Origin of the sequence: uncultured Roseobacter sp. (assembly GCF_947499265.1) — a bacterium.
Lineage (GTDB): Bacteria > Pseudomonadota > Alphaproteobacteria > Rhodobacterales > Rhodobacteraceae > Roseobacter.
On sequence record NZ_CANMNK010000004.1, the window covers coordinates 427,420 to 447,988 of the forward strand.

At 60.2% G+C, this 20,569-nt stretch carries 29 protein-coding genes; 13 read left to right on the top strand and 16 right to left on the bottom strand.

The annotated features are described in order from the left end of the window. Positions 1-159 precede the first annotated feature (159 nt). The 7 genes from Q1A63_RS13105 to Q1A63_RS13135 all read right to left on the bottom strand — a co-directional run bounded on the left by Q1A63_RS13105 (position 160) and on the right by Q1A63_RS13135 (position 3,481). Positions 160-909: a lytic transglycosylase domain-containing protein gene (locus Q1A63_RS13105; RefSeq protein ID WP_299631951.1), complete on the bottom strand. Its 750-nt coding sequence runs from the start codon at positions 907-909 to the stop codon at positions 160-162. Between the two features lie 4 nt (positions 910-913). Then, positions 914-1,426, bottom strand: coding sequence for a S26 family signal peptidase (locus tag Q1A63_RS13110; protein ID WP_299631954.1), 513 nt, complete (start codon positions 1,424-1,426; stop codon positions 914-916). Further along, on the bottom strand, positions 1,423-1,887 hold the full coding sequence (locus Q1A63_RS13115; RefSeq protein ID WP_299631956.1) for a DUF2840 domain-containing protein: 465 nt from the start codon (positions 1,885-1,887) through the stop codon (positions 1,423-1,425). The genes Q1A63_RS13110 and Q1A63_RS13115 overlap by 4 nt, the downstream gene beginning before the upstream one ends. Beyond that, the gene (locus Q1A63_RS13120) at positions 1,887-2,168 is read right to left on the bottom strand and encodes a helix-turn-helix domain-containing protein (RefSeq protein WP_299631958.1); all 282 of its coding nucleotides are present in this window, start codon (positions 2,166-2,168) and stop codon (positions 1,887-1,889) included. Before Q1A63_RS13120 ends, Q1A63_RS13115 begins: the two co-directional genes overlap by 1 nt. Positions 2,169-2,342: 174 nt before the next feature. After that, positions 2,343-2,837 carry a DUF2285 domain-containing protein gene (locus tag Q1A63_RS13125; protein WP_299631961.1) on the bottom strand — a complete coding sequence of 165 codons (495 nt, stop codon included), beginning with the start codon at positions 2,835-2,837 and terminating at the stop codon, positions 2,343-2,345. Further along, positions 2,818-3,072, bottom strand: a complete 255-nt coding sequence (locus Q1A63_RS13130; protein ID WP_299631963.1) for a DUF6499 domain-containing protein — start codon at positions 3,070-3,072, stop codon at positions 2,818-2,820. Before Q1A63_RS13130 ends, Q1A63_RS13125 begins: the two co-directional genes overlap by 20 nt. A 148-nt stretch (positions 3,073-3,220) precedes the next feature. Continuing rightward, complete coding sequence (locus tag Q1A63_RS13135) at positions 3,221-3,481, bottom strand: DUF2285 domain-containing protein (RefSeq protein ID WP_299631965.1); 261 nt, start codon at positions 3,479-3,481, stop codon at positions 3,221-3,223. A 176-nt stretch (positions 3,482-3,657) separates the two neighbouring features. On the opposite strand from Q1A63_RS13135, the gene Q1A63_RS13140 reads away from it, so the two are divergent. Beyond that, positions 3,658-3,876 (top strand): helix-turn-helix transcriptional regulator, encoded by a 219-nt coding sequence (locus Q1A63_RS13140; protein WP_299631967.1) that lies wholly within the window; start codon positions 3,658-3,660, stop codon positions 3,874-3,876. A gap of 70 nt (positions 3,877-3,946) precedes the next feature. On the opposite strand, the gene Q1A63_RS13145 is transcribed toward Q1A63_RS13140, so the two are convergent. Further along, a complete protein-coding gene (locus Q1A63_RS13145; protein ID WP_299631969.1) occupies positions 3,947-4,870 on the bottom strand; it encodes a LysR family transcriptional regulator in 924 nt (307 codons plus the stop codon). Between the two features lie 105 nt (positions 4,871-4,975). Between Q1A63_RS13145 and Q1A63_RS13150 the strand changes: the two genes are divergently transcribed. The 5 genes from Q1A63_RS13150 (at position 4,976) to Q1A63_RS13170 (ending at position 8,051) form a co-directional block, all read left to right on the top strand. Then, the gene (locus Q1A63_RS13150) at positions 4,976-5,749 is read left to right on the top strand and encodes an aldo/keto reductase (protein ID WP_299631971.1); all 774 of its coding nucleotides are present in this window, start codon (positions 4,976-4,978) and stop codon (positions 5,747-5,749) included. Positions 5,750-5,887: 138 nt separating this feature from the next. Further along, positions 5,888-6,343 (top strand): VOC family protein, encoded by a 456-nt coding sequence (locus tag Q1A63_RS13155; RefSeq protein WP_299631973.1) that lies wholly within the window; start codon positions 5,888-5,890, stop codon positions 6,341-6,343. Positions 6,344-6,354: 11 nt separating this feature from the next. Beyond that, a complete protein-coding gene (locus Q1A63_RS13160; protein WP_299631975.1) occupies positions 6,355-6,606 on the top strand; it encodes a hypothetical protein in 252 nt (83 codons plus the stop codon). Then, complete coding sequence (locus Q1A63_RS13165) at positions 6,603-7,472, top strand: alpha/beta fold hydrolase (RefSeq protein ID WP_299631978.1); 870 nt, start codon at positions 6,603-6,605, stop codon at positions 7,470-7,472. The genes Q1A63_RS13160 and Q1A63_RS13165 overlap by 4 nt, the downstream gene beginning before the upstream one ends. Before the next feature lie 324 nt (positions 7,473-7,796). Continuing rightward, the gene (locus Q1A63_RS13170; RefSeq protein ID WP_366524355.1) at positions 7,797-8,051 is read left to right on the top strand and encodes a zinc-binding dehydrogenase; all 255 of its coding nucleotides are present in this window, start codon (positions 7,797-7,799) and stop codon (positions 8,049-8,051) included. 163 nt (positions 8,052-8,214) lie between these two features. On the opposite strand, the gene Q1A63_RS13175 is transcribed toward Q1A63_RS13170, so the two are convergent. Next, entirely contained in the window at positions 8,215-9,105 is an 891-nt protein-coding gene (locus tag Q1A63_RS13175; RefSeq protein ID WP_299631982.1) for a LysR family transcriptional regulator, read from the bottom strand. 131 nt (positions 9,106-9,236) lie between these two features. Here Q1A63_RS13175 and Q1A63_RS13180 point away from each other — a divergent pair, with 131 nt between their 5' ends. From Q1A63_RS13180 to Q1A63_RS13195, 4 genes are read left to right on the top strand one after another with little or no spacing between them, the layout of a single operon-like run. Further along, on the top strand, positions 9,237-9,911 hold the full coding sequence (locus tag Q1A63_RS13180) for an NAD(P)H-dependent oxidoreductase (RefSeq protein WP_299631984.1): 675 nt from the start codon (positions 9,237-9,239) through the stop codon (positions 9,909-9,911). Between the two features lie 23 nt (positions 9,912-9,934). Then, on the top strand, positions 9,935-10,480 hold the full coding sequence (locus tag Q1A63_RS13185; protein ID WP_299631986.1) for a nuclear transport factor 2 family protein: 546 nt from the start codon (positions 9,935-9,937) through the stop codon (positions 10,478-10,480). An 11-nt stretch (positions 10,481-10,491) separates the two neighbouring features. Further along, the gene (locus Q1A63_RS13190) at positions 10,492-10,722 is read left to right on the top strand and encodes a hypothetical protein (RefSeq protein ID WP_299631988.1); all 231 of its coding nucleotides are present in this window, start codon (positions 10,492-10,494) and stop codon (positions 10,720-10,722) included. Between the two features lie 29 nt (positions 10,723-10,751). Next, a complete protein-coding gene (locus tag Q1A63_RS13195; RefSeq protein ID WP_299631990.1) occupies positions 10,752-11,189 on the top strand; it encodes a nuclear transport factor 2 family protein in 438 nt (145 codons plus the stop codon). A gap of 160 nt (positions 11,190-11,349) precedes the next feature. Here the strand turns inward: Q1A63_RS13195 and Q1A63_RS13200 are convergent, their stop codons facing one another. Together Q1A63_RS13200 and Q1A63_RS13205 are read right to left on the bottom strand one after the other, a co-directional pair. Continuing rightward, entirely contained in the window at positions 11,350-11,685 is a 336-nt protein-coding gene (locus tag Q1A63_RS13200) for a DUF736 domain-containing protein (protein ID WP_055086447.1), read from the bottom strand. 570 nt (positions 11,686-12,255) lie between these two features. Beyond that, a complete protein-coding gene (locus Q1A63_RS13205; RefSeq protein WP_299631996.1) occupies positions 12,256-13,146 on the bottom strand; it encodes a LysR family transcriptional regulator in 891 nt (296 codons plus the stop codon). Positions 13,147-13,261: 115 nt separating this feature from the next. Between Q1A63_RS13205 and Q1A63_RS13210 the strand changes: the two genes are divergently transcribed. Together Q1A63_RS13210 and Q1A63_RS13215 are read left to right on the top strand one after the other, a co-directional pair. Beyond that, positions 13,262-13,702, top strand: a complete 441-nt coding sequence (locus Q1A63_RS13210; RefSeq protein WP_299631998.1) for an ester cyclase — start codon at positions 13,262-13,264, stop codon at positions 13,700-13,702. A 31-nt stretch (positions 13,703-13,733) separates the two neighbouring features. Beyond that, positions 13,734-14,465: an SDR family oxidoreductase gene (locus Q1A63_RS13215; protein ID WP_299632000.1), complete on the top strand. Its 732-nt coding sequence runs from the start codon at positions 13,734-13,736 to the stop codon at positions 14,463-14,465. Positions 14,466-14,555: 90 nt separating this feature from the next. On the opposite strand, the gene Q1A63_RS13220 is transcribed toward Q1A63_RS13215, so the two are convergent. Together Q1A63_RS13220 and Q1A63_RS13225 are read right to left on the bottom strand one after the other, a co-directional pair. Continuing rightward, positions 14,556-15,026 carry a hypothetical protein gene (locus tag Q1A63_RS13220; RefSeq protein WP_299632002.1) on the bottom strand — a complete coding sequence of 157 codons (471 nt, stop codon included), beginning with the start codon at positions 15,024-15,026 and terminating at the stop codon, positions 14,556-14,558. A 124-nt stretch (positions 15,027-15,150) separates the two neighbouring features. Beyond that, positions 15,151-16,077 carry a DUF2493 domain-containing protein gene (locus Q1A63_RS13225; protein ID WP_299632004.1) on the bottom strand — a complete coding sequence of 309 codons (927 nt, stop codon included), beginning with the start codon at positions 16,075-16,077 and terminating at the stop codon, positions 15,151-15,153. 116 nt (positions 16,078-16,193) lie between these two features. Between Q1A63_RS13225 and Q1A63_RS13230 the strand changes: the two genes are divergently transcribed. Continuing rightward, positions 16,194-16,340: a hypothetical protein gene (locus Q1A63_RS13230; RefSeq protein ID WP_299632006.1), complete on the top strand. Its 147-nt coding sequence runs from the start codon at positions 16,194-16,196 to the stop codon at positions 16,338-16,340. Between the two features lie 50 nt (positions 16,341-16,390). Here the strand turns inward: Q1A63_RS13230 and Q1A63_RS13235 are convergent, their stop codons facing one another. The 3 genes from Q1A63_RS13235 to Q1A63_RS13245 form a co-directional block, all read right to left on the bottom strand. Further along, positions 16,391-17,437: a toprim domain-containing protein gene (locus tag Q1A63_RS13235; RefSeq protein WP_299632008.1), complete on the bottom strand. Its 1,047-nt coding sequence runs from the start codon at positions 17,435-17,437 to the stop codon at positions 16,391-16,393. Positions 17,438-17,646: 209 nt separating this feature from the next. Further along, on the bottom strand, positions 17,647-19,695 hold the full coding sequence (locus tag Q1A63_RS13240) for a ParB/RepB/Spo0J family partition protein (protein ID WP_299632010.1): 2,049 nt from the start codon (positions 19,693-19,695) through the stop codon (positions 17,647-17,649). Between the two features lie 133 nt (positions 19,696-19,828). After that, the gene (locus Q1A63_RS13245) at positions 19,829-20,500 is read right to left on the bottom strand and encodes a CPBP family intramembrane glutamic endopeptidase (RefSeq protein WP_299632012.1); all 672 of its coding nucleotides are present in this window, start codon (positions 20,498-20,500) and stop codon (positions 19,829-19,831) included. Positions 20,501-20,569 lie beyond the last annotated feature (69 nt).

Here is a 20,569-nt window from a genome sequence, read left to right on the forward strand (position 1 = left end):
CGCAGCACGCAAAAACCCCAACAACAACAACGCCGTAGCGCCCCCGCGCGTCCGGCCTTTTATCTTGCCCTCCCGTCGTTGATGTCGGCTGCAATCCTCCGTCTGCCGCACTCCATGCGATGCGGCACGACGGAACGGCGCGGAGCAAGATCGATGTTCTCATCGGTCTGACTCCCCGGTTCTGGAGACGAAAAGCGAATTCGGTTGGCGGTTCTGTGAACCCGGCTGGGTCGGTTCTCCTGCGCTCTGAACATCGACCGATGTGCGGACTGGTTCGGCTCTGCGTTGCGTTTCACGCGAAGCTGTGACGGGCGCAAAGAGCGGTGCTGCCTGCCACCGATCGGCAGAAACTGTGCGGACCGACTGCAACGGCGCCGCATCCGAAAAACCAAGCTCCTGCGAGAGTGTTGCAACGTAGCGGCGCGTCTCACGCGGCAGAGTGCGGCCGGTTCGGAGGTGTTCGGAATACCGTCGAGGGCCAGCATTGTAGGCCGCGAGAAACCCCGGCGCGCCGAACTGGTCGTACATCTGGCGCAGATAGGCGGTGCCAGCGAGGATGTTTTCGCGGCGGTCGAACGGGTTCGGTCCGAAGCCATGTGCAGTCCGCAGTTCGGCCCAGGTGCCGGGCATGATCTGCATCAGGCCCATCGCACCGGCGCTGCTGACGGCGCGGTCGTTGCCGGCACTTTCGGCGCGCATGACTGCGCGTATCCAGCGTTCCGGGATGCGGAAACGCTGTGAAGCCTCAGCAATATGAGCGTCGATGTCTGTGGTCGCGACCAAGGCTTCAGTGGTCCGCGATACCGTATCCCGCGCATCAGCGACCGGCGGATTCCCGCAGCCGGAAAGCGCCGTCAATATCGCGAAAGCGGCGATGAAGCGACGACCGGAAAGAAGGGGAACAGGCATTCGGTCAGCCCTCCCGTGTCCAGATCGGAACCACGCGGCCGACGATCGTGTCGCGCGGCAGCGGTCCGAAATACCGACCGTCCAAGCTCGCCTCAGTGTCGGGATTGAGGAAGAAGACTTGATTGTCGGAGAGCAGATGGCAGCCCTGCCAGATCGGTAGGGGACGGTCGAAACGGTCACGTTCCTTTGCGATCGCGACGGTCACGCCATCGATGCTGACCTCGACTTCGGTGCGGCAGACATGCTGCCCGGGAAGTGCTGCAACATGCTTGATGAGAGGGACATCAGCGCCGAGATGGCCTTGCTCCAGAAGCCAGTCGCCGAGCGGTGACGGCGGTTCGAGGACGACGAGATCGCCGACATTCGGCGTGTCGAGCGGCTGCACGGCGTAGAACCCGATGGGCACACTCGCGGACGCATTCCAGACGAGGATCGGGTTGGCGCGGACGATCGCGGAGAATGCGATCAGGGCGATACCGGCACTGCCGATGAAGAGCGATGGTCGCGCACGTGTCATGCCGCTAGCGCCCGTCTTTTGAGCCAGGCGTCATGCCGGAAGGGCGTGTAGGGACGCGGCTCGAGATTGGAGCTGAGGCGGTTGTGGACGTGCCGCCAGTGATCCGGGCAGACGTCTTCCGGCGCGATGCGTTCGGCCTCGATCTGGTCGATGGCGAGCAACACCGTTTCGACCTTGGGCCAACCCGAAAGCCGCAAGAGCGATACACCGCCGGGCGTTACAAACGGCACGGTAGAATAGTTCTCGCCTCGACTGACAGCTTGCAGGATGTCGATCCGGCTCTCGACTGTGCCGTAGTCGTTCGCGGCCCAGCGGACGAACGCGAAGATGCCGCCGGGATCGACGCCAACCACGCGCACCGACCGGCTTTTGATCGTCTCCTGAACGATCTGGCCGAAGCGCAACCAGCGTTCGATGCGACCTTCGATCCAGGTCAGCTCAATGGTCGTGCGCGCGCTCATCAGCGCTTCCCACCGCTATAGGCGGGCGAAATCGCCGCGTGGCGCTTGGCGGGAAGCACGGTGTCGCCGGTGTCGTCGGAGGCGGATCGTTTCTCACCGCGACTCACCCAAGCTTGCAGATCATCGACCGCGTAGACGACGCGGCCGCCAATCTTGGAATACTTCGGACCGGTTCCGTAGGTGCGGTGCTTCTCCAGCGTTCGACCGGAGAGGCCAAGAAATCGGGCGGCTTCAGGGGTTCTGAGATAGCGCGGCGGCAGGCCGGCATTGGGATCGGGCATTTGGGGCTCCTCTGGTCATCGCGGGTTCCTCGCGGGATGCGAAGGACGGCTGATGGTCAGAGAAGCGGAGAAGAGCCTCCGGGAGGGATGACGAAGATTCATCGAAGAAATCGTCACCCCCTACTGGGGTGCAGTTTTTGCCAGATCTTGCGCGAGGCTAGGCGACTACGGCTGCTAACGACGCGATCGGGCCGCTGATTTCCCTCGAAGCAATTGCCGATAGCCATCACCGACGAGCGTTCTTCCGTATGCTGCAAGTCGCGCGATCTGCGCTTTCAAAGCGCTGGTCTTCCATGGTTCGGTAGCGATTCGGTGTGCGCCGAAATAGGCTACTGCGATATCGCGCAGCGGCGCACCGGACTGCCGCGCATCGTCAGTGCGCAGCGCATGACCGATGCGGCGGCGTCGCTGAAGCGTGAACAAGGCGCGCGGCGTCTGACCGCGCCATACGGCTCTCAGGCGCTCCGCCGCAAACATCCTGATTGACCAGTCGGGAGTGATCGGAATGACGATGGCGCGCGGCCGGTCGGGTAACAAAGCATCGTTTGAGACGATGATCAGACCGCTGCGGATGCACGTCCAATACCGGCCTTGCGCACCTCTTCGGACGTCGATGATCACGCGGCGAAAGTCGGTTGGGTCTGCGTTGCTAAGCGCCGTATCCGTCATCAGTGTTGTGACGGCCGGTGCAATGGATGGCCTCCAGTAGAGCTTCGCCGCCGTCGCCTTGAGCTCGGGATCGACGGGGAAATCGTAACCCCCATGCGGCCGCCTCGTTCTCGGTCATGTTTGGAAATGCGGCGCGGTAGTCGGGATTGCGCCTGAGACATTCCCAGGCCAGCCCGGACGCATCGAGGTTTTCGATGTAGTCGTAGTTGGTTTCGTCTCGCCAATTCGTCGGCATATCCGCTCTCCCACTGCTACGCGCCGAGCGTCAGACGCTGAGGACACGGCAATATGCTCGCGTTAAGCGGGAATTCGTAGAGGAGTCAGGGGCATAGGGTGATGCGTGAGAAGCATAACCTTGGCGTCAGCGTCGCACGTGCTGGTGCCTATCTCAGAAGCTCACGGTAACCGTGTTCCGCAATCCAATGCGCTCGAACCAGATGGCTGTCATGCACGCGGCGCGCGCGTTCCGGCTCGTCATCAGCATCGATTCCGAAGAGATATTGGGCGACTTCCGACAGCGCCGCGCCCTCGGCTTCGGCGTCGAGCAATCGTGCATACAGTTTCAACTGTGCGCGATCATAGTCTGTCAGGGCGTCGCTATGTGCAGGAATATCCGTAAGTTTTTGACTGATTTGATTGCCCATCTAGTCCCCCAGCGGGCGTCGCTGCGCCCGAATGGTTAATGCCCTATTTGCAGGGCCTTCCGCAACGGTGGCACAGCAGAGGGACCGCATTTTTGCGTTCGGTTGTCTGGATGGCACTGTCATAGTGAGTATTATAATACGTCGCACTAAAATACGCGATAGTCCTTTGTCTTCGGATGGATATCCGGCAGACTCTTGGCAACAATCTCAAACACTACAGGGCTTTAGCGGACATGAGCCAAGCGGCGCTCGCCGTGAAGATGGGCGTGGATCGTGCTCATGTCAGCTCAATGGAGCGCGGTCAGCAGAACGTCACGATCATTACACTTTGGCATGCGGCCCTGGCGCTGGATGTGGCGCCGAACAAGCTGCTCGAAGAGCAAGCCGACGGATAAGTCACGGGCGCACTTCACCATGATATTTTGCACGTAGACGGCAACTTTGCGGGACGAAGCCGCCATTGGTTCATTTACTTTCTGCGCTTATAACACCAGGAATTTTCGGAACCTCACGAGATACAGCTTCGAGAAACGCTTCCAACCGTTTTGGTTGGTGCCGGACGGGCAGGAATGCTGCGTTGATGTTGAGCTGAGCTGCGCGCCACTTGGGCAGAACATCGACAAGACGCCCTGACTCCAAGTCTTCCTCTACGAACCAACGCGGCATGACCGCCGCTCCTGTGTCCATCAGAAGGGCGCGATGGACAGAAAAGATGTTGTTTGTGGTGACCGCGACTTTGGGCGTCAGCTCCACTTTCTTGCCGATGGCGTTCGAGAGACCAATCCGACCGCCCTCGAATGGCCCAAGAGCGATAAACGGTAGTTTCTCAACATCGCTCGGGGTTTTGAGCGACCGCGTTCCAATACAATTGGGGCTCGCCACGACAAGTCGTTCAACGCTCCCAAGGTTGCGAACAATGAGGGTGTCATCGGGGATCGGACCGATCTTGATCCAGCAATCACAGCCCACTTCCGCAACTCGAATGACACCGTCTTCGAGCTGCCAATCCAGGGAAACAAGCGGGTTGTCTGATTGGAAGCGCAAAGCTGTCTCAGCCAGGTAGAGCTGCCCCAATGCCACCGGTGCGACCACTCTGAGCGGTCCCTTGACCACACCGTCCGCCAAACCGTGGCGTTCTTCGATGCTATTCCATGCAGAGACGATCTCCCTGGCGTCCCGCAACAAGGCTTGTCCAGCAGCGGTGAGAGCCATGGAATGCGTTGTGCGCCGGATGAGCTGCACGCCAAAGCGCGTCTCCAATTCGGCCAACTGGCGGCTTGCTGAAGGTTGAGACAGTCCGAGGTCTGAGGCGGCAGCGCTTATCGAGCCGCGCTCAGCGATACGGATAAAGGTCTCCAACAGCGTCAGTCTATCAAGTGTCTTGCTCATGCTCGATACAAATAACAGATAGTCAAATTACTCGTCTACCGAATTATTCTGATCAGTGCACATTACTCTCAACGAAACGCAGTTCACGAAGAGAGGAATTTAGAAATGACAAGCACACCAACAACTTTCAAAATCGGCGGCGACCTTGAGGTCAATCGCCTTGGCTATGGAGCCATGCGCCTGACCGGACGCCCCGGGAACTTTGGCCCTTACAAAGACTGGGAAGGCGGATTGAAGCTTCTGCGCCGCGCCGCTGATCTTGGCATCAGTTTCTACGACAGCGCGCGTTCATACGGCCCTGAAACCGCCGATCAGATTGTTGGCGAGGGCCTTGAAGGACGCGGTGTCATTATCGCCACAAAAGGTGGCGTCGATAAACCGGAACCGACCCGCATCGTTGTGGACGGCTCTCGCGACACTTTGCACCGTCAGATCGATCAGGCGCTCGTGAACCTGAAGCGCGATCAGATCGACCTGTTTCAGCTCCATCGCGTTGATCCTGAAACCTCCATTGAGGAGTCGATTGCTGCCCTGGCAGAGGCCCAGGAAGATGGACGCATCCGACATATCGGTCTGTCCAACGTCAAACGTGACCATCTGGATCGGGCGTTGACGGTCGCTCCAATCGCGAGCGTGCAAAACCGCTTCAACGTCAGCGAAACGTCGGACTCCGACTTTGTTGACTATACAGCCAGCAAAGGCATCGCATTCATTCCATATGGGCCTTTGGGCGCAGACCCCATGCAGCAGGGGGCAAAGCTTGAGCCTCGCCAATCACTCGCCTGGCTCCTGAAGAGGTCGCCAAACATTGTCGTGATCGCAGGAACCACGTCTATCGCGCATCTGGAAGAGAACTGGAGCGCTTGGGACCTGGTTTGACCCGTCACCTCGGATGATGCTCGCACGTCTTTTATATTCGCATGGCAAATAACTAAAACTCAGGAAATCCGTCTACCGAATGCTGTGCATCTAAGAGATCATGAACCTAGCAACACACAAACTCAAAGGAGAAACAAAATGAACATGCAGATTAAACCCCAAGAAACAAATGCCATTTCGACAATGCATGTCGAGCACGTTTTGCTGAGCACGTCGGACTACGATGCCACGATGTCCTGGTGGACCGAGATGCTCGGTTTCAACATCAAGATCGAGTGGACCGTGCCGGAGTTTGAAGGCGTTCGCCTTGCCTATCTGGAAAAGAACGGCTTCATGATCGAGATCGTCGGCCAGGCAGAGAGCTTCCAGAAGCGTTCCATTCCGAACGATCTGCCGGAACACCTTTCGGACAACGGCTTCAGCCACCTCGCCTTCGTCGTCGACAATGTTGACGAGGTGATGAGCGAACTGGCCGCAAAGGGCGTCGAGCCGTTCTTCCCAGCAACCAGCTTCCCGGATGTTGGCCGCCGTGTCGCCTTCATCAAAGACAACCAGGGCAACGTCATCGAATTTGCCCACGACTTGGAAGAATAGGGAGATACGTCATGACTTCCGCACGACAACACAAGATGGCGATCCTGACCTGGATCGTTGTGTATCCGCTGATCACCGGGCTTCTGGCATTGCTCAACCCCATCCTTGGTGGGGTGCCGATGCCGCTGCGGACGCTCCTGCTAACCGGCATCATGGTTCCAACCATGATCTATCTGATCATGCCCTTCGCGACCGCCAAGCTGCACAACTGGCTAGACCGGAATGAGAAGGTCACGCCCCATTCATTGGGAGAGGTAAAATGAATAAGCAAACTCTGGCATTTGCCGCCGCTTCGTTCTTGGCTCTCGCCTCAAATGTTGCTGCCGAGACTTCGATCTCGGCAGTCAACGGCCACAAAATCAACCATGTGGATCAAGGTTCCGGCCCGGCGATTATTCTCATTCATGGCTTGGGCGCTGATCACACACGTTGGAATGCAAATATAGACAAGCTGTCTGAAACCAACCGTGTGATCGCACCCGATCTTGTTGGGTTCGGCAGATCCGACAAGCCCGATATGGACTACAGCGTATCGATGTATGTCGATCAGATTGCTGGCTTGATGGACAATTTGGGCATTGAGAACGCCACCCTTGTCGGTAGCTCCATGGGCGGATTGATATCCATGCTCTTCGCCGAGCGCTATCCCGAGCGTGTAGAGCGTCTTGTTTTGGTCGCACCGGCGTTCGTCTTCGGCCTGCCGGAAGCTGTCACGGCAGATATGCTCGCATCCGGCGCCTCTCCCAAGACCATAGGCCAAATGGAAGCCTACCTATCGAGGGTGTATGCCAATCCACCGACAGATCCCGAGGTCATCGAAGCTCTGCTGGCTGAGCATAGGCAGGTTAACTCGGGCGGCGCCGTCGCGTCCTTGGCCCGTTCGATTAAATCGGGTGAACCGACATACTCAGATGATCGGCTTGCAGCTCTGAAGATGGCAACCCTAATCGTCCACGGCACCCAGGACGGGATTGTGCCAGTTGACGCCTCACGAAACCTGGCATCCAAACTCGCAAACACTTCCTTTCATGAGTTCAGCGGTGCCGGTCATTGGCCTCAGCTCGAAAGAGCGGACGATTTCAACGATCTGATTGCCGATTACCTTCGTGGAGAAGACCAAACTAGGTAGCGTGGATGCCTCCCATTGGTGCTTTTTCAACGGAATTTTGGGACCTTGTCCTAGGTCCGCTTCGGGCTCAAACCGGCCGTTCGAGGTCTGCCTGAGCGACCGCTGCGCCGGCCATTCTACTTGATTTGGATCGAAAAAAACCCCGCCCGGAAACCGGGCGGGGCGGTAGCCGAGATCCTCAGTCGCCGTTCTTGCGGCGAGCCCGGGACCAGATGAGGCTGAAGGTTTCCTCACCTCATCGAGGTCAATCTCGGCATCAACGGTCCCGTACTTGGTGATCTGATGGCTCCAAATGGCTTCGTCGCTGTCTACGGGTCGGACGCCATGACCGCCAAGATTCCGGCAATCCTCTCGATCGTGAAGCAGATCACCTATGGGTTCTTTTTGGTCTATGATTTGCCGCGCGACGTCCTTGAACGCGCCTGCGATGAACTCACAAGGCTTCTGGAAGATAACTGTATTGAGCCATTTATCGCAGCTCATTTACCGATTGAGGAGATCGTTGACGCGCATCGGATGGTCGATGACGGCAAGGCGATCGGCAACATCGTTGTAACGGTCCAAGATTCAATCGTTTGAAGACGTGCGCGGGAAACGAGCTGAAAGATCACAAAGATGGTGCAGACGATCACCTGGAATGAGGGCAATTGTTACATCGTCGAAAAGGTCGCCGGACTGAGCGAGTGACCGTAACGCGGGCGCGCGGTTGTGACCCGGGGCTGAGTCCGCTGCCCCGCGCGCGTCAACGGCTTTTCGCAATCTCGCGCTTGTGCGCCTCAAGAAAGGCCCGAACCGCCTTTGTTTTCCGGTCCGACCGCCACATCAGGCCGATGGAGATCGGATCGAAGCCGGACACGGGTCGACGGGTCACCCCCGGTGGCAGATCGGGCAAGACATAGGACGCATGCAGGAAACACCCAAGCCCGTCGCGCACATACTCCGGCCCCGTCGAGGGTTGGGACACGTGATAGGCGATGTGCGCCTCGGGATGTGCGGACTGCATCAGACGCAGCACCCTGTCATAAAGCGGTGGGTTGAGATGCCGGGCAAAGGTGATCACGCTGTCGCTGGCGAGCCGGTCCAGCGGGATCTCGTCGAACTCAGACAAGTCATGGTCCTCCGGGATCGCTGCCATCCAGACGCCGCTCATGGTCTCGCGCCCCGCAAGATCGGGATGATCCGGGGGCAGGAATCCGACACCGATCTCGATGTCACGGGCAACAAGCGCATGCAGCACAGCGTCGGAATGCAGCTCTGACATCCGGACGTCGATCTGCGGGTGTTTCTGCCTCAGATCACCCAGAACCTGGCTCAGATGCGGGACCTTGAGATATTCAAGAAAGCCGATCCGCAGCAGCGTGTCGTCCTGCGCTGCAAGGCGTCCGATTTCCGCTTCGGCCTCTTTCAATCGCTTCAGGGCGTCCCGGGCAGCAGGCAATAAGACCTTGCCAGCCTCCGTCAAGCTGACCTTGCGCCGATCCCGATCAAAGAGCTTCGCACCCAGGGATTTTTCCAGGGCAGCGATCTGTTGACTGAGCGCGGGCTGCGTCATCGCGACCTGTTCGGCCGCTTTGCGGAAATGCAGCGTCTCCGCGACCGCCACAAAACACTCGTATCTCCTGAACCCTGACATGAACCAAATCTGCCAGAGCGGCTTTTAATAAGCAATGCCTATCACAGAACGGGCCATTCGAATTGGCAATCAAGGCCCGGCAGCGCGATGTTTGTGAGGACCAGACAACAGATCAAACCGGAGAAATGACAATGAAACCGCTTAACAAGATCGTCTATATCGAAGCCTCGCCACGCAAGGAGCGCTCGCATTCCATCGCGCTGGCGACGCAATTTCTCAAGGACATCCAGACTGCGAATCCGGACGTTGAAATCGACCGGATGGACCTGTGGGCCACGGACTTGCCCGCGTTCAACGGTGCGCTGATCGATGCCAAATATGCCCTGCTGAATGGTGAGGATCCGACCTCCGATCAGGCGCGTGCCTGGAAAAGCGTGACGCAGGTCATTGATCGCATCGCCGATGCGGACCTGATCGTGATCTCGACCCCGATGTGGAACTTCGGCGTGCCCTATGTCCTCAAGCACCTGATCGATATCATCGCGCAACCCGGCTACACCTATCAGCCCCGTGCGGATGCGCCTTATGAGAATTGGGGGCTGCTCAGCGGCAAATCCGCTGTGGTGATCACCGCGCGCGGCGGCACCGTCGCCCCCGGAACCGGCGTCGAAGACTGGGATTTCCAGGCGCGCTATCTCGATTATGCGCTGAAGTTCATCGGCATCCGAGACGTCACGCAAGTGGCCGTCGAACTGACCGCCGTCGACAAGGAACACCTGCCAGACCGGCAGGCCGCCGCGGCGCAAACGCTTTCACAACTGGCCAAACAACTTACCAAAGCGGCAGCCGCATCCGTGGCCGCCTGACACACATCGAAAGGAGCAAGACCATGACACAGTTTTTCAAAACCACCGCCTTGGCAGCCGTACTCGCGCTTGGCGTCACCGGATTGGGACAGGCGCAGGACACTCCGGACGACGCGCAATTGCGCCAATTGACCGGCGCCTGGGTGGCGGGATGGAGCACCAGCCCAGACGCGCCGTTCTCGATTGACCAGATCGCCGATCTCTACGTCCAGGACGAACGCCTGTTTTCCTACGACTTCGGCCGGCCGCATAATGGCGTAGAAGGCTGGGAAGCCGCATCGCGCTACTATGAAGGTTTCATGGCGCTGCCTGCAGAATGGACGCTGGTCCCGGCGGACGACATGCGCGTCACGGTCCGGGGTGACATCGCCTGGACCACCGTATCGCTGTCGGGATCGGGCGCGATGCCCAACGGGGATCCAATTGCCTTTCCGGAGGCCCGCGTGACCCTGATCTTTGAAAAACAGGAAGATGGGGCGTGGCGGATCATCCACGAGCACGGCTCTTCGGCGGTTCCCTTCCCGGACCCAGAGACCACACGGTCGCTGATCAGCGATGACCGCAATTGAGGAGCAAGGCCATGACGACTCCAATTCTGATCAACAGATCATCGCTACGGCGCACTGCCCTTCTCTGGGCAGCCGTCTTCCCCCTCATCACCTTGGTGCTGGCCCTGACCGGGCCAGTGATCGGGGACTGGCCGCTGATCGCAAGAACGTTTGTTCTGACGTTGATCGTTGTCCCGCTTCTGAACTTTTGGATCATGCCGCATCTGATGGCGCGCTTCGGCCACTGGATCGAAGCTGGCTGAAACAATCTACAATAGAAAGGGCTGAAACCATGACACCGCACGCACAAATTACCGAAGGCATGAACACATGGTTCGCGGCTTGGAACATCGGCACAAGCGCATTCGATGTCGAGAAGCTGCGCCCGCTGTTCTCGACCGGCGAAATCCATGTCGTGGACAATTTTGACGACAAGGTCGTTGTCCTGAAAAGCTTCGATGAATACGCGCGCACTTGGACCTTGTCGGGGTTCCGCAGCTGGTCCATCGCGCCCATCGGAGAGCCCCAGATCCGCATATCGGGCGACCTGGCCGTCGTGACATTCGCTTTTGCTGGCGAGGGCATCTCCACCAACGGGGACAAAGTGTCGGCAGCGCAGCACGGCACACATGTCTGGGTGCGCGAAGGTGACGGATGGCGGATTGTGCATGAGCATCTCACGACCGACACCGTCGAGAATGCTACGAAGTCGCTGAACTCTGCCGCCTAAGTGGCAGAAAAACCAGCGAATGCGAAGGCTCGCGAGCGGGCTTTGGCCGCGCGGCAATGGTCAAGATTTTTGGGGAATCGAAGCCACTTCTGGTGGCAGGATCAAAGGTAGACCAAGAACGCCCCGCCCGGTTGACCGGGCGAGGCGTGTCGGACGATCCTCACTCGCCGTTCTTGCGGCGAGCCCGAGACCAGATGAGGCTGAAGGTCTCTTCGCCGCCTTCGACCACGGTGTCATCGAAAAGGTTTGCGTAGATCGGCTGGGTGAAGCTCGGATCGTCCAGCTTGAGGCTCAGATAGTCGCGATCCTCGTTCGAGCGTTTGGACCAGGCGGCTCCGATTTCGGCGCGGCCGACGAAGACCCGGTGGGAGGGAGCGTTCTCGCCAGAGGTGCTGTCCTCGGGGACGATGCGGACGTTCTGCGCCTGCACGTTGAGGGTGACGATTTCTCCGACGTATTCGTTGCCGGTCTTCTTGAAGGTTCCGATGGTGGCCATGTCATTTCTCCTTTGGCTTTCGATCCCACGCCCGTCGCGGTCTCGATGGCGATCGTCAGGACCGGGACGATCCGCCGACGCAGCCCTTGGCCCGCAGCGTAAGCGGAGGACGCCGTGGGCGGACTTTCTTGGACCCGTCAGGGTCGTCCCGCGAGGAATGGGCAGAGCCCAGGGGAAAAAAGTCCGAACCCGGCGTTGCGGCTGAGGCGGTCGAGGCGTCAGCCGATCCCGGTCAGATCAGCCCATGGAGAGACCGCAACGGACGCGGGTGATGAGAGCCTTAGAAAGAGAAATGACAGTCATGCTCGGTTCCAACAATCCACCGGCGCCGTTTGTCGTATGGAGACAGGCAGCCGCGTGCAGAACGGCTGGAGCGGGCTTATCGCCAGAGGTCCAAGGGAATGCGAAAACGCTCCCAATTGCGGGTATTGGCGGTAGGTTCGGAAATCGAACCCGGTCGATGGTTTCGAACAAAACTAGACGCGACATGCCCAAATTGACGGAATCAAGCGCCAGCTTTCGAGCGCGCCTCCTCGTCGAGTGACCGTCCAAAGCGGTGAGGCATCAGCTTCAGATTGCAACGCATAGTCTCAACCAATCGAGCACAACTTCGACGCGTCGGGATCTATGGCGACGTTCGGGGGTGAGTGCATTGACGTCGATGGTTGCCCCACGCCAGTCCGTCAGCATATGAATGAGGTCTCCACCGGCCAGATAGCTTGCCGCCTGGAACGACAGGACGCAGATCGGCCCAAGCCCGGCGCGCCCGGCTTCGACGTAGGTGTCAAGATCGTCAAAACGGATGGTGGCGTGGGGGTTAATCTCGATCGTTTCGTCGTCCTTGGTAAACACCCAAGGGTAGCCGCGCGCTGATCCCGGGAACCTGTAGGCCATTGGAAGTGTATCAGGTATCTCACCGGGATGTGCGATGGTGCCATGCGTTTCGATCCATGACGGGGCGGCGCAGAGCACTTGTTCGAATGCACCTATGCGGATTGCACTCGCGGAGGTATCCGGCAGCGGACCAATGCGGACAGCGATGTCAACGGCTTCGCCCACCATATCCACTGCGGCGTCGGCCAGTGTGAAATCCAGCTCGATCCCCGGGTGCTGGCGCACAAGGGTCGCGATGTTCGGCACCAGCAAGGCGCTGGCCAGATGTCGGGGGGCTGCGATCCTGACCCGGCCCGATACGGTATCGGCGCGACTGTGCACCCGCGACTCCACTTCCGTGATGTCATCCAACAAGGGGGCAATCTGGTCATAATAGGCGCGCCCGTCCTCAGTAACCGAGACCTTGCGGGTGGTGCGCTCCAGCAGTCGAACACCAAGCGTATCTTCGAGACGCTTGACGGAGGCGGACACGGTCGCAGTCGGTAATCCCAGATCGCGGGCCGCCGCCGCGAAGGAGGTCAACTCCGCCACCCGGCAAAAGGCGCGTCGATCGCGGAGGTCACTCATACAGGCGTAATCTCATTATGCATAATTCTGAATAGTCATTCACAAGAGTGCCAGATTATCACGATTAGTCAAATGGTCCATATCTTCTTCACACCACAGCAAACGGAGAAGACCAATGACCAACACAGCACTCGAAGCCAACAAAGCCGTCGTCACCCGCCTGCTGGAAGAGGTGTTCAATGGCCGCAACCTTGACCTGCTGCCCGAGGTGCTGACGCGGGACTTCGTATTGAAGCCGGTGGCGGCGTTTCCGGCCGAAGAAGCCCACGGCCCCGAGGGCATGCGCGCCGTCTATGAGGGGTTCTACAACGGCCTCCCCGACGTCAAAGCGGAAACGCTCGACATGATCGCGGAAGGCGACATCGTGATGGTCTATGACCGCTTTGGCGGAACGCATGAGGGACCATTGGGACCGTTCGAGGCGACCCACAAGCCGCTGTTCTGGAACGTCATGCACCTCTACCGGCTGCGCGACGGCAAGATCGCCGAAGACAACGTGTTCGTCGATGCTCTTGGCCTGATGCAGCAGGTCGGCGCGATCCCGGCTGGTTCCTGATATGGAACAGTCGAGGAACGCAGAAACGAGGGTGACGCGTGTCGCCCTCGTGACCGGAGCCAGTGGCGCCATCGGCAGCGCCATCGCGCAGAAACTCGCAGCGGATGGGATGGCAGTGGCTGTCCATTGGAGTACGAACCGGGTCGGGGCCGACGACTGTGTCGCCACCATCGAGAAGAGCGGCGGGACAGCCATTTCCGTTCAGGCTGACCTGCGCCGGACCAAACAGGTGGAGGTCCTGTTCCAGACCGTGCTGAACCGCTTTGGTCAATTGGATGTCGTCGTGGCGAATGCTGGCACAGGAGCGCCCGCCGCCGCCTTCCACAACATCACCGACGAGGATTTGGACGCGGCCCTCGGCACCAACGTCAAGGCGACGTTCAAAGTATTGCGACAGGCCGCAAAAACAGTAGCCGATCACGGCAGGATCATTGCGATCTCATCTTCGCTTGTCGATTTTCCCAGCACTGGCATGGCGACCTATGCTGGCAGCAAGGCTATCGTCCGCACCTGGGCAAAGGTGTTGGCAGAGGAATTAGGGTCGCGACAGATCACCGTGAATACCGTCTCGCCCGGCCCCACGATACCGGGCATGTTCAACTTTGCCGGGCCGGATCTGTGCGAAGAGGCCGCCGCAGCTTCGCCTCTTGGACGTCTCGGTGAGCCGCAAGACACTGCTGAGGTTGTTTCGTTTCTGGCGGGTGATGGCGGCGCGTGGATCACCTGCCAGCATATGCTGGTAAACGGTGGTGCGACGATGTGAGCTCAGGTCGTACGACCCGTGCCTCCAAGGTCGTTGATCTTTCTGAAGCGATTATTCCGACACCTCCGTCCAATGTCCCTATCGTCCCGCTCACCGGTCATTCGCGAATGGTGCGGATTGATGTGCTTTTGAGTGCAATAAATCATCCCCTCCCGGCGGCCCGGCAAGACCTGCGATCCGTACCCACGCAGTTCCGGCGACTATGACACCTCCGATGGTCGCAAAAGCGAGTGTCCAGCTTTCGCTCGCCCCGCCGATCTCGGAGAGACCTCTGATCGCGGAGAATCCTGCAATGCCGGCCGGCGCGGCGTAGAGCGTGCCGATAGCGAGACGGATCGGAACGGACTGCACTTTGGCGAAAACGACTTGTCCAATCAGAAGCGTGAAGACGCCCGCGAACAGGCCCACAAGGATCGCCACGATGAGACCAGTTTCGGTGTCGTAGAGATACAGGCCGACGGTCATGGCGACAAAGAAAGGCAGCGCGTAAACGGCGAGGCTGAACAGGACGTAGACGAGGACGCCCAGTCCAATGATGCTCAGAAATGCGGACAAAAACATGGGCGGTCTCCTCTCATGGATTGCGCCGCCACCAACGCCGTGGCGCTGACAAAGCATAGCACAATTGCGCTGTTCTCGGAATATTCCGATGCAGCGCAACGCGATGCGAAATGCGCATCACGGGTCATGACGACCCGCCTTTCTTGTGCCGGAAATCGTAGAGCGGAATGCCGAGCGTCTTGGCCTTGTCGGCGAGATTGTCGGAGATGCCCGAGCCCGGGAAGACGATGAGCCCGATGGGCAAAGTCTCAAGTATCTGGTCATTCCGTTTGAACGGGGCGGCTTTGCCGTGGCGGGTCCAGTTCGGCTTAAAGACGATCTGCTGGCACTTGCGGTTGTCGGCCCAGCAAGCCGCGATGCGTTCGGCGCCCTTGGGCGAACCGCCATGCAGCAGGACCATGTCATCGTGCTTGGCGCGCACCTTGTCGAGGGCGGCCCAGATGCTTGCAGTGTCGGTGACGTCCTGCCCGCCGGTGAACGCGATCTTGGTGCCGGTTGGCATCAGCGGTTCAAGATCTGTCTTCCGCTTGGCATCCAGGTAGTCGCGGCTGTCGATCAGAGCGGCGGTCATGTGCTTGCGGTTGACCTGTGAGCCTGAATGCGGGTGCCAGGTCTGCCCGAGATGGGCCTCGAAGAGATCGGCCGCGAGATCGCGCATGCTTTCATAGGCGTTGCGCTGTTCGGTGAGTGTGAGCCCTTCGGCGACCAATTGCTCCAGCTCAACCGACCGAACTTCCGAACCATCCTGGCTGCGTTGGCCGCGCCTCTGCGCTTGCTCATTGCCGTCAAGCTTCCGGTCGATCCGAGTGGCCATGCGGTGGAAGACGTTGGTCGTAGACCAGAGCAGGTCTTCAAGATCGGGTTCCAGCCGAGTGTCTCCGAGGGCGACCACGAGGGCGTCGAAGATGTCCGTCATGGCGGCTTGGACAGTGTCCGGTTCAGGCAGCGGTCGCGGGTCCGGTTCATCGGCGAAAGGTCGGTGTCCGAAGAGCTGAAGTTCGTCGAGCACCAGGGCGGTGGCCGAGCGGGTTTGCGGTTCGTGTATTGTCATGGGATCGATCTCCTTCGCTGTCTGACCGTGCCTCGCGCGGCCTTCACGGGCGATGGGCAAGCGGAGGCCGATCGGGCTTGCATCCCGCGTTCGCGGGACCGGAGCGTCAGCGGAGGATGGCGAAGGCGGCGCCGTTTTGGCTCGCGATGCAAAGCCGAACCTCTGGTCCGGCGGCGGAAAACGGGGCCGCCGCAGCCATTGCCGGACCGGGCGGTTTGCGCTCCGTCTCGCCCCTCTCGGAAGGCCGTGGGCGCGGCTCTTGATGCAAGGCGAGCGATCCTCCTCTGGCCCGAACGGCTTGTTCCCGTTGAGATCAGCCGGTGCGCTCAGGCACTCGCTCTGGAGTGTCGTTGCTCGCCAGTTGCGCCCTGAGGTTATCGCGCAGCCGGTCGATGCCGAGTGCGCGGAGATCGTCGTTGAAATCGCCGCGTGCGGGCCGCAGCATGATTGTCTCGAGACCCGCTTCAGACGTCCTGTCACGCAGCCTGTTCGCAGCAATACGTCCCGTCTTGTCGGCGTCGACGGCGATATAGAGGCGCCGCACCCAAGCTGCGGGCTGGTAGGCCGCAAGATGATTGCCGGAGAGCGCCGCTGCGACGGACATTCTCGGCAAAACCTGCCGCAGGGAAAGCATGGTCTCGAGACCTTCTCCAGCGGCGATCACGTCGCAGCGTGGACCCATATGCACGGCGTTTCCGAGTAGATGGCCCATCGCCTTGCGGTTCGGATCGAGCGGGGCTTTCGTGGCAGTGTCAGGATCGAGCCAGGTCCGATGCAATCCGGTAAGCGTTCCGTCCGTGTCGGTGATCTTGGCAATGAGCGCTGGCCACATCTGACGCCCAAGCTGTTCTGCAGTGGCAGGCAATTGATAGTAGCACCGGGGATGGAACCGGAGCATTGGTAGTCCCTGCAAGTCTGCGATGCCGCGCTGATTAAGATATCGCTCGGCCAATGTGTTTGTGATCGGCGAAGAGATAGCCCAGAGCCGTCGTGCCGCCTCTGGTGAACCTGTCGGTACGGGCGGCAGTGTCTCGTGCCGAGGAGGATCAGGTCTCTGCAGGCTGAGAAACCGTCGCGCTTCGTCGAGCGTATCTCGAAGGGTCGAGAGATTGAGGTTGGCGGCAATGAGGTCCAGCAGATCGCCGTGCTCGCCTGTGGCGGCATCGGTCCATTTTCCCGCGGCGCCGGGGCCGGATGAAGGTCCGGTGAGCCGGACATAGAGACTGCGCCCCGGCGTGTTCTGGACGTCACCGACCAGCCAATAGCGACCAATCTTCCTGCCGTTCGGGAGATAGTGACGGCAGACATTTTCCGCCTCGCGGCTGAGCTTCTGCGACAGGGATGATGCCGAACTGTCCATGGGCGCCTCCAGTGCTTGCGACAAAAAAGGGCCTGCCGCGTCCGACAGGCCCGAGGCCGAGGGAGTTTGGGGGGAAGATATCCCTCGGTTTGTGGTCGCTGGTTTCCGAGAGGGTTGGGCGAAGGCGGCCCCGACGACAGTCAGATCATCGCCCAATCGGCTGAAATCCACCATCGACCGAGGGCCGCCGGACACCTGTCGCTATGCGACTACTCTGCAGCTTCGAGGGCGACTGCCTTGTCGTCCGCCGGTTCTGCATCCGGCGCAATGTCGCCATCATCGACGATCTCGAACTCCGGCTCATCGGGCTGTTCGACCAGCGGCGGTGTGCGCAGCGGCTCGGGCAGCCAGTCGCTCTCGGCCAGCAGTTCTTCGGCAGCCTCGACCATGTCTGGCTTCTTGAACCCGGCGATCCGGTCGGCGTCCTTGTCGCCCTTTGCCTCACGCACGGCGGCGAGGATTTGCGCCTTGGTCACGCGGCCAAGATAGCTGTCCGCTGTCGGCGTCCAGCCCGCTTTGGCCATGTCGAGACCGAGCGTGCCCGCCAGCACGTCCGCATGGGCGATCTGGCGCGGTTTCCGGTAATGCGGCTCATGCACGGCGTTGACCGTCATTGCCGCGCAATGGGCGAAGAGCGCGTCGCGGCTGTTGCTGTCCCATTCGGTCAGCGCCTCCCAGAGATCTTCCGGCGCTTTGGGCAGATTGCCCGCCCAGGTCTCGATGCGCAGATCGATCGATTGCACATAGGGCATGTCCGAAAGGCCGTCCGCCTGCGCGCCGAACTGTGTGCTCTTGGACGTGATCTCGACGCAGCTGTCCTGGCCGTAATGGTAGAAGAGTGACAGAACCATCGCGTGGAGACAGGCGAGCCGCGCGAGTTCGGGATCGCTCGCCAGCGCATTGCGCAGTGCCATCGTGCGATGGACGGTCAGATCGCAGACGAGACGGTCCGACAGCGGCTTGGTGCCGTCGTCGTCCTCTTCTTCGTCCGGATCGGTGGCCTGGCCCGTGCCGTCGACGGCATCGTCATGGCTCATCGGATCAGCGGCGTCGTCCTCGGGATCGACGTCGGTCTCCACCACCGGCTCATCCTCGGCCCTGACATAGCCGCGTTCGACGCGCAGACCGCCGGAGCTGTCGATGCTGACGAAGGCACCCGCGATAGCATGGTTCTCCGCTTCGAATCGGATCGGACGGTTCTGGAGCGCTTCCATCGCCGTCTCGATCTCTCCCAAGCGTTCATCGACCTCCTCGGGCAGTTCGTCCGCTTCGGCATAGTCCTCTTCGAGCTTGTCGTACTCGGCCTTGAGCGCGGTGTAGGTCGCGTCTTCCTCCTCCGACATCGGCTCGGCTTCGCCTCGAATGCGCCGCAGATCGTAGGTGTGACCGTAGGGGAAGTCGGTTGCGACCTCGATCCACTTCCAGCCTTCGGCGCGGATCGCTTCGGCCTCCTCGTTCAGCTTCTCGGTGACCATGGTCTCCAAGAGCGCTGCGTCCTGCAGCCAGCCGCCATCGTCGGTCTGGAAGAGGTCGCGCAGCACTTCGCCACCGGCTTCGATGTAGTTGTCCAGACCCACGAATTGCGCCCGCCGGTCCGACGCGCGCACGGCGCCCTCGGTCAGCATGCGACGGATCTCAAAGGGTTGCTGGTTGTAGTGCTGCTTGAGCGCCTCCCAGACCTGTTCCTGGCGCTCATGGTCGGGATTGACCGTGAACGCCATGAGCTGGTCGAGGGTCATCTCCTCTTCGGCATAGGCGTCGAGCAAGACGTGAGAGACGGCGGCCAGCTTGAGGCGCTGCTTGACGACACCCACCGAGACGAAGAAGGCTGCGGCGACTTCTTCCTCGGATTTGCCTTTCTCGCGCATCGCGTGGAAGGCGCGAAACTGGTCGAGCGGATGCAGCGGCGCGCGCTGGATGTTCTCCGCGAGGCTGTCTTCCTCCGCCAGACCCTCGGTCCGCACGATGCAGGGCACCGTCGCGGTCTTGTTCAAACGGCGCTGCTTCACCAGCAGTTCGAGTGCGCGATAGCGGCGGCCGCCGGCCGGGATCTCGAACACGCCGGTTTCCGCGCCCTTATCGTCGAGGACGGGGCGAACGGTCAGGCTCGCCAGGAGCGTGCGCCGGGCGATGTCCTCGGCCAGCTCTTCGATCGAGACGCCGGCTTTGATCTGGCGGACGTTGGACTGGCTGAGCACCAGCTTGTTGAAGGGGATGTCGCGCGAGGCGCTGAGGGTAATTTTCTTGGACTTCGTCATGAGTTTTCTCCGTGTACGGGGTGACGACGGATGCCCAGAATGGGCAGGCGACGCCCCGGGTGGGGCGTCGTCACGGAGGAACACGAGACTCTCTCTGACCTCCAAACCCGTCACGAAAAATTCCGCCTCCCTCTCACTCTCGTCTTCGCAACGCCTCCCGGAGCGGCCCGAGAACGATCCCCACGAAGTCGGTTGCAACATGGGCAATGATGTTGGCGAAGAGATCGCCATGCCAGAGGAAGAAGACGGTCAGCGCAGCGCCGGAGATCACCGTCGTCAGCGCAGGGCCAGGCCCCCACAACGGAAGATGCGCCAGCCCGAAAGCGAGAACGATGACGGCAGCCGCCACATAGGCATCGCCAAGCAAAGATGTGAGGATGGCGAGTGCCACTCCTCGATAGAGGATTTCCTCGGCAGCGCCGCCGATCAGAACTGCAATGATCAGATACCAGACTGGAAGGCGCGAAAGATCGGAGAGTGTCGCTTCGAAGCCCGAGAGGCCAAGCCAATGCGGGAGCCGCATGAGAAGCGGACCGAGCGCGAGGATGAAGAAGGCGGCCATGCCGGCTGCCCAAAGAAGCGTCCCCAGGTCAGGTGCCTGAAAGCCGATCGAGCTCAGGGAGTACCTGCCACCAAAGTTGAACAATACCAGGACAAGCGCCACGAGGCCGAGGAGCATTGCCTGGCATAACAGGTTGGTCGACAGCGCCGCCGGTCGTGCAGACATCCGCGTTCCGTAGACGGCGATGAGCGGCGGTCCGGCCAAGGCAAGTGCTGCGATCAGAATGTCGGGCATCTGCTCCATGATCCACCCATACCATACCACCCAATGGCGGTTCAGCTTGTATCCCGCCTCTCGGTCGGAGGCGGGATC